Below are 6,843 nucleotides of genomic sequence, written 5' to 3' on the forward strand. Positions count from 1 at the left end.
AGCGCGTGCCATCGGCAGGTTGGGCGCATTGGGGCTTGGATTGATCCAGATCCGCTCCTCTGCCGGCCATCCGAAGCCGGGCGCGGCGGCGGGGTCGTAGCCCTCCATCTCGATCAGCCGGTAATCGACATCGAGCTTGAACCGGTGGACGAACCAGAGGCCGAGCTCGCCGAGCGTCAGCCCGTGGCGCATCGGGATCGGCCCGGCGCCGACGAAAGTTTCCCAGCCCTGGCGCAGCGTCAGGCCCTCGATCGGGCGGCCTGCGGGGTTGGGGCGGTCGAGCACCCAGACCGACTTGCCGTGCTGGGCGGCGGCTTCCAGCACGTAGAGCAGGGTGGTGATGAAGGTGTAGATGCGGCAGCCGAGGTCCTGGAGATCGACCAGCAGCACGTCGAACGCGCCCATCATCTGGCCGGTGGGCCGGCGGACCTCCCCGTAGAGGCTGAAGACGGCGATGCCGTGCAGCGGATCGGTATAGTCGGAGGATTCGACCATATTGTCCTGTTTGTCGCCGCGGAGGCCATGCTGCGGGCCGAAGGCGGCGGTCACTCGCATTCCGGGGCAGGCGGAGAGCGCGTCGAGCGAGTGGGTGAGGTCCTCGGTCACCGAGGCGGGATGGGCGAGCAGCGCAACCCTTTTCCCCTCCAAAGGTGCACGAAGCGCGGGGTCGGCCAGCAGCCGGTCGATGCCGAATTTCATGGCCTGTCCGGTGCCGCGAGTTCGAGCGCAAAGCAATCCTTATGGTGGAAGTCGGGCACTCCCGGCGCGTGGGCGAGCGCCCAATAGGATTTGCGGCCGTCCTGCTCCTCGACGATTGCGGCGAGGCCGAGCTGCCATGGCTCCTCGTCGCTTAGCTCGGCGAGCTCGATCGAGGCGCGGAGTTCGAGCCGTTCGGGAGTGGAGGCGATCTCGATCCGCGGCGGCTCCAGCTGTGGCGAAGTCATGCCGTCGCGGTATCCATCCAGGCGATAGGCGGCCCATTCGGACGAGGGGGAGAAGTTGAGTTCGTAATAGCCGCCGGATGAGGGGAGGCGGACGAAAGCTTCGAGGCAGGTGTGCTGCCAAAGGTCGTCGGCGCGGGCGGGAGTGGAAGGCCCGGGCAACAAAAGCTTGGAAATGGCGCCGCTGAGGACATAGCGAAGCTCCAGGCGCCCGGAGGCGGAGCGGACTGCATCCGCTTCGACATTGGTGACGGCGAGGGCGGGGAAATCGGGATGCGGGATCAGCGGGAGCATGGGGAGCGATTAGCAGCATGATCGGGGAGTTGGGAGGTGGCTGAGCGCCCGGAGGCGATCGTGCTTGGCGCGGGCGTCGTCGGCATGGCGACTGCCTACGCGCTTGCCCGCCGCGGGGTCGGCGTGCTGATCCTCGATCGTTCGGTGGAGCCGGGACGGGGGACGTCGTTCGCGAACGGTGCGCAGCTCAGCTACGCCTATACGGACGCGCTTGGAACGCCGGCCTTGCTCCGCAAGCTGCCGATGCTGGCCCTCGGCGCCGATCCGGCCTTTCGGCTGCGGCCGAGCATGGATCCTGGCTTCATCCGCTGGGGGCTCAGCTTTCTCCGCAATTCGACGGCGGCACGGTCGCTCGGCAACACGCTAGAAGGGCTTCGCCTCGGCCTCGAATCGCGCGCGGCGATGCATGCGCTCCTGGAGCGGCACCCGCTCGACTTCCTTCATTCGATGCCCGGCAAGCTCCACCTCTATGAGGATTCGGAGAGCCTCGCCGCCGCGTCTGCAATGGTCGAGCGGAAGCGGAGGGAGGGGGCGGTGCAGGAGGTGCTGAGCCCCGCCCAGGCCGTCGCGCTGGAGCCCGCGCTCGCCTCGGCGGAGACAAGGCTCAGCGGCGCCGTCTACTCGCCCGAGGAGGAGGTGGGGGACCCGTATCTCTTCTGCAGGAAGCTGCTCGAGACGCTGAAATCCGATTATCGGGTCCAGGCTCGCTTCGGCGTGAACGCCCGGCTGGAAATTCGGGATGGGCGCCCGGATGTGGTGCTTGCGGACGGGGAGCGGATCGAAGCGGAGCGCATTGCCGTCTGCACCGGGGTCGACACGCCGAAGCTCCTCAAAGGCACCGGCATCCGTGTGCCGATCTGGCCGATGCGCGGCTATTCGATCACGGCGCCGCCCGGGCCGGACGCGCCACGAATCAGCATCACCGACGCCCGGCGAAAGGTGGTCTTCTGCCGCTTGGGAGAGCGGATGCGGATCGCCGGCCTTGCCGATCTCGGAAGCCGGAGCACGGATATAGATGCGGTCCGACTGAAGAGCCTGATCGATTCCGCGCGCGCTTCGCTGCCGGGCGCCGTCGAATTCGACCGGGTCGAGTCCAGCTGGGCGGGCCTGAGGCCGATGACCCCCTCGTCGCTGCCGGTCATCCGCAAGGAAGGAGCGGGCCTGGTGCTCAACGTCGGCCATGGCGGGCTCGGCTGGACGTTCGCGATGGGTTCGGGCGAGCGCGCCGCTGCGCTGATGCTCGAGAAGCTGGACTGACCCCGGCGGAAATGCTGTTCTGGCTCCGTGAAAGCTGACCGAATAAAACGGGCCGGAAGAGCCTCCGTCCTCGCCATGGCGGGCGCTCTGGGCCTCGGAGCGGCGCCTGCTCCGCAGCAGGTGGACATCCTCCTCCGCGGCGGCACCGTCTACACCGGCTCCGCGGCCCCTTTCGTCGGCGATGTGGCGGTGGTGGGGGATCGGATCCGGCTGGTGGGCCCGAGACTAAACGTCGCCGCGAGGCGGGTGATCGATGCCAAGGGCATGATCGTCGCCCCCGGCTTCATCGATCCCCATACCCATATGGGCGACGATCTCGCGTCACCCGACGAGCGCACCCGCCTCATCCCCGCCTTCTTGATGCAGGGCGTCACCACCGCCTTCATCGGCAATGACGGCGGCGGCGAGGTGGATGCGGCAAAGGTGCTCGGGAGCGCTCGAACGCGGCCCGTCGGGATCAACTATGCGGCCTATGTCGGCTTCGGAGCGGTGCGGAAGAAGGTGGTCGGCGAGGCGGACCGGGCGCCCACGGCCGCGGAACTGAGGCAGATGCGGGCGCTTGTCGCCTCGGCCATGTGCCAGGGCGCTCTCGGCCTTTCGACCGGCCTCTTTTACGCGCCCCAAAGCTTCGCCACCACCACCGAGGTGGTCGCGCTCGCCCGCGAAGCGGGGCTCCGGGGCGGCACCTACGACAGCCACATCCGCGACGAATCGAGCTACACTGTCGGCCTCGCCGCAGCGATCGACGAGGCGATCCGGGTCGGGCGGGAGGCGCGGCTTCCGGTCAACATCTCCCACATCAAGGCGCTTGGCGTCGATGTGCACGGCAAGGCGCCGGCGATCATCGCCAAGGTGGAGGCGGCGCGGCGGGCGGGGCAGAAGGTGACCGCCGACCAATATCCGTGGTCCGCTTCGGGCACGAGCTTGGTCGCCTCATTGATCCCGCTCTGGGCGCAGGACGGCGGCCGGGCGGCCCTTCTGAAGCGTCTGGACGATCCCTCGCTCCGGCAGCGGCTGCGTTACGGAATGGCGGAGAATATGCGGAAGCGCGGCGGCGCTCAGTCGCTCCTCATCACCAGCGGCGCCTTCAAAGGCCGGCGGCTGGCGGAGGTGGCGGCATCCCGAGGCGAAGATCCGGTGGCCGCGGCCATGGCCGTGATCCGGATCGAGGATCCCGCCGTCGCATCGTTCAACCAGACCGAGCGCGACATCGCCGCCTTCATGCGCCGTCCGTGGGTGATGACGGGTTCCGACGCATCGACGGGCCACCCGCGCGTCTACGGCAGCTTTGCGCGGAAGTACGCGAAATATGTGGTGGCGGACCGGGTCCTCACGCTCCGGCAGTTCATCGAGCGGAGCTCCGCCCTCACGGCCGACACCTTCCGCCTGGAAGGGCGGGGGCGGCTGCGGCCGGGAGCGTATGCGGACGTCGTGGTGTTCGACCCCAAAAACTATGCCGAGCGGGCGACGTATGAGCAGCCGACCTTGCTCGCATCGGGCGTCCGGACGGTGCTCGTGAACGGCGTTGTTGCGGTCGACAATGGCAGCCTCACCGGCAAGGCTGCGGGACGGGCGCTGCCGCATGCGCCGACGCCCGGCACCTGTCAGCGGTAGAAGCGGACCTTCCCGAGCTCCAGCCATGCGGTGCCGCGCGGCTCCGCCTCGAGCCGGACGATCAGCGCCCGCAGCTTCGCAAGATCGAGCCGGGCACCGGCATCGGAGCTCCTGAAGGCGCTGAACGGGATGCGGATCTCCGTTGCCGCTTCGCCCGCGGCGAAGGGCGCCTTGAACCACTGCCTCGCTTCGAGGCCGTAGCTGTCGAAGGCGACGCCGTACCGCCCCGAGCCGCGCGCTTCAAAGGCGATGCCGGTGAAGCCGCTCGCGTCCGCCAGCTGCACGCCGCCCTGCGTCAGCGGCAGGGCAAGCTGGGCGAAGGGCTGCGGCGCGGCGCCCATTCGTCCCACCAGGAACAGGCGCCGGTCGGGGCCGGGGCGTACATGTTCGAGCTCGCTATGGTCGACGCCGGCCTCGCTGCTGTCGACCGGCAGCGTCCCAAGGTCGGTGCGGCCCGAGGCGCCGGCGCCGGTGTCGATCGGTCCTGCCATCACGTGGACGGGCAGGGGCGAAGGAGCATCGGAATCTATGAGGGCGCGAACGCGCTTCAGCGGGATCTCACGCCCCGAGACCAAGACATGGCGGACGTCGTACAGGTCTTCGATGCGCTCGTCGGGCCGGCCGCCGGTGAGCAGCAGATCGGCGCGCTGCCCGGCCGCGATCCGGCCATGGTCCCGGTCCTGGCGGAGGATTGCCGCGCTCGCCGCGGTCGCGGCCGTGAGAGCTTCGGCAGGCGTGTGGCCGAGCATGGTGAGCCACCTGATCTCGCGGATGGTCGACGAGCCGTGATAGACGCCGCCGATGCCGGCATCGGTGCCGATGCCGATGCGCACGCCGGCCGCCTTCAGCCGCCGCACATTCTCCTGCATGATCTTCCAGCGCTTCACCTCGAGCTCCGGCGTAGCTTCGAGCGGCGCCGACACGCGCGCCTGCTCGCGGGCCCGCTCAGGCGGCCTGAGCGCCGTCCATTCGGCAGGCACGAAGGCGCGATCCTCCTGCGGCTCGTAGACCACCAGGGTGGGCACATAGGCGGTGCCCTTCGCCTTCATGAGGCGGATCAGCTCGTCGTCGACAATCGCATCGCCGACGCCGTGGCCGAGCGCATCGACGCCCGCCGCCGCGGCGATCTTGGCGCCTTCGAGCGTTACCGTATGCGTGATCACCGGGATGCCGGCCGCATGCGCGTCCCTGACGATCGCGGCCAAGGTCGGCTCGTTCATGCTGTTGAGGTCGGGCGTGCGGCCGTAGCGCCAGCCGTCGGCGAACACCTTGATCACGTCGGGCTTGTAGGGGAGGGCGGCGGCCATTGCCGCTCGGGCGGCGCGCGGCGTTGCCGCCTGCATGGTGAAGAAGCGGCCCCAGCCATATTCGGTGCCGTGGCCGCCTGGGACTCCCAGCCGCACCGCCAGCTGGAGGTTCGGAGCGATCACCGCACCCGATTTCGTCATCTCCCGGATCGGCGGCAGCATCTCGCCGGAGACGGAGAAGTCGTTCACGCTGGTGACGCCATAGGCCAGATAGCCGCCATAGGCCTTGGGCAGGTCCTCGGGGCCGCGCGTGGAGGGCGAGCGCAGGTGGGTGTGAAGGTCATGAAGGCCGGGGAGGAGCGTCAGCCCGCCTGCGTCGGTGATCCTTGCGCCGCGCGGTGCCCGGATGCGTGGGCCAACCGCCGCGATGCGGTCGCCGCGCACGAGCACGTCGCCCCTTGTCGCCGGAGCACCGGTGCCGTCGAAGATACGCGCCCCGCGGATCAGCGTGACGTCCTGCGCCGGTGCCGCACCGGCAGCAAGGAGGAGGGCCGCCGCGCAGATGAGCCGGTGGAGAGAGCGAAGCCACGTCACTGCCGCGCTTCTCGCAATGCGCGGCCGCCGGGGCAAGCGCGATATCCGCGGATTGCGGGGCGACGCTTTTTCTCTCACCATGGCGCGATGAAACGAGTGAGATCAGGCTTGTGGACCGCGCTGCTGATCCTGGCATTGCCGGCTCCGATCGCGGCTGCAGCGCAGGACACGCTCCGACAGCGGGTGGAGGAGCGGCTTCGGCAGGCGGGGCCGGGCACGCGCTTCGGCCTCGTCGCAGCAACTGAGGACGGTAAGGAGCTGGTCGCGATCGCGCCTGAGGACCGGTTCATTCCCGCCTCCAACACCAAGATGTTCACCACCGCAGCCGCCTTCGCCACGCTCAGCGGCCTTGATGAACCGGACCGGACGGGCGGTGCCGCGGTGAGGCTGGAAGGCGCCGACGTCGTTCTCGAAGGCAACGGCGATGCCCGCCTGTCGAGCGCTCCCGACTGCGTGACGGACTGCCTCGCCGCACTTGCCGACGCAGTGGCCGCGAAGACGCGCAACGTGCGCCACGTGGTCGGCGATGCGAGTCTTTTTCCGGACCAGAGGTGGAGCCCGGGGATGAGCTGGAACAACATCCCCACCCGCTCCGGAACCGCCATTTCGGCGCTGTCGCTGGACGATAATGAACTGGCGATGGTGGTCACCCCGGGGGCGCCGGGCAAGGCGCCGGCGATCGAGGGTCCGGCTTATTACCAGGTCGAGAACCGCGCCGTCACCGTCGCGGCCGGCGCGACCAACCTCGATGCGGAGCGGCTTCCGGGAAGTACGGCCGTGCGGCTCACGGGGACCATTGTGGCGGGACCGAAGACGGAGCTGGTACGCCTCGGCATCGACGATCCGGCGCATTATGCGGCATGGCGCCTGAAGCAGCTGCTTGAGGCGCGGGGCGT

Annotated in this window: 6 protein-coding genes; 3 read left to right on the forward strand and 3 right to left on the reverse strand. The window is 69.1% G+C overall.

Going from position 1 to position 6,843, the window contains the following annotated elements; all coding sequences use genetic code 11:
- Both VF662_RS13830 and VF662_RS13835 read right to left on the reverse strand, forming a co-directional pair.
- On the reverse strand, positions 1 to 699 hold a 699-nt coding region (locus VF662_RS13830), incomplete at its 3' end, for an exo-beta-N-acetylmuramidase NamZ family protein (protein WP_464142286.1).
- Positions 696 to 1,235 carry a DOMON-like domain-containing protein gene (locus VF662_RS13835; protein ID WP_464142288.1) on the reverse strand — a complete coding sequence of 180 codons (540 nt, stop codon included), beginning with the start codon at positions 1,233 to 1,235 and terminating at the stop codon, positions 696 to 698. The genes VF662_RS13835 and VF662_RS13830, both read right to left, overlap by 4 nt.
- 36 nt (positions 1,236 to 1,271) lie before the next feature.
- Here VF662_RS13835 and VF662_RS13840 point away from each other — a divergent pair, with 36 nt between their 5' ends.
- Together VF662_RS13840 and VF662_RS13845 are read left to right on the forward strand one after the other, a co-directional pair.
- Positions 1,272 to 2,492: an FAD-dependent oxidoreductase gene (locus tag VF662_RS13840; protein ID WP_464142290.1), complete on the forward strand. Its 1,221-nt coding sequence runs from the start codon at positions 1,272 to 1,274 to the stop codon at positions 2,490 to 2,492.
- A gap of 75 nt (positions 2,493 to 2,567) precedes the next feature.
- Entirely contained in the window at positions 2,568 to 4,106 is a 1,539-nt protein-coding gene (locus tag VF662_RS13845; RefSeq protein WP_464142292.1) for an N-acyl-D-amino-acid deacylase family protein, read from the forward strand.
- Here VF662_RS13845 and VF662_RS13850 read toward each other — a convergent pair.
- Positions 4,097 to 5,947, reverse strand: coding sequence for an amidohydrolase family protein (locus VF662_RS13850; RefSeq protein ID WP_464142294.1), 1,851 nt, complete (start codon positions 5,945 to 5,947; stop codon positions 4,097 to 4,099). The genes VF662_RS13845 and VF662_RS13850 overlap by 10 nt on opposite strands.
- Positions 5,948 to 6,043: 96 nt before the next feature.
- On the opposite strand from VF662_RS13850, the gene VF662_RS13855 reads away from it, so the two are divergent.
- Positions 6,044 to 6,843 (forward strand): D-alanyl-D-alanine carboxypeptidase (locus tag VF662_RS13855; RefSeq protein WP_464142296.1); only part of this gene is annotated, 800 nt, incomplete at its 3' end.

The organism is Allosphingosinicella sp., assembly GCF_036387215.1.
In the GTDB taxonomy this organism is placed as follows: domain Bacteria; phylum Pseudomonadota; class Alphaproteobacteria; order Sphingomonadales; family Sphingomonadaceae; genus Allosphingosinicella.

Coding starts and splice junctions, on each gene's coding strand:
- VF662_RS13845 (WP_464142292.1), top strand. CDS start 2,568: ATGGCGGGCGCTCTGGGCCTCGGAGCGGCGCCTGCTCCGCAGCAGGTG.
- VF662_RS13835 (WP_464142288.1), bottom strand. CDS start 1,235: ATGCTCCCGCTGATCCCGCATCCCGATTTCCCCGCCCTCGCCGTCACC.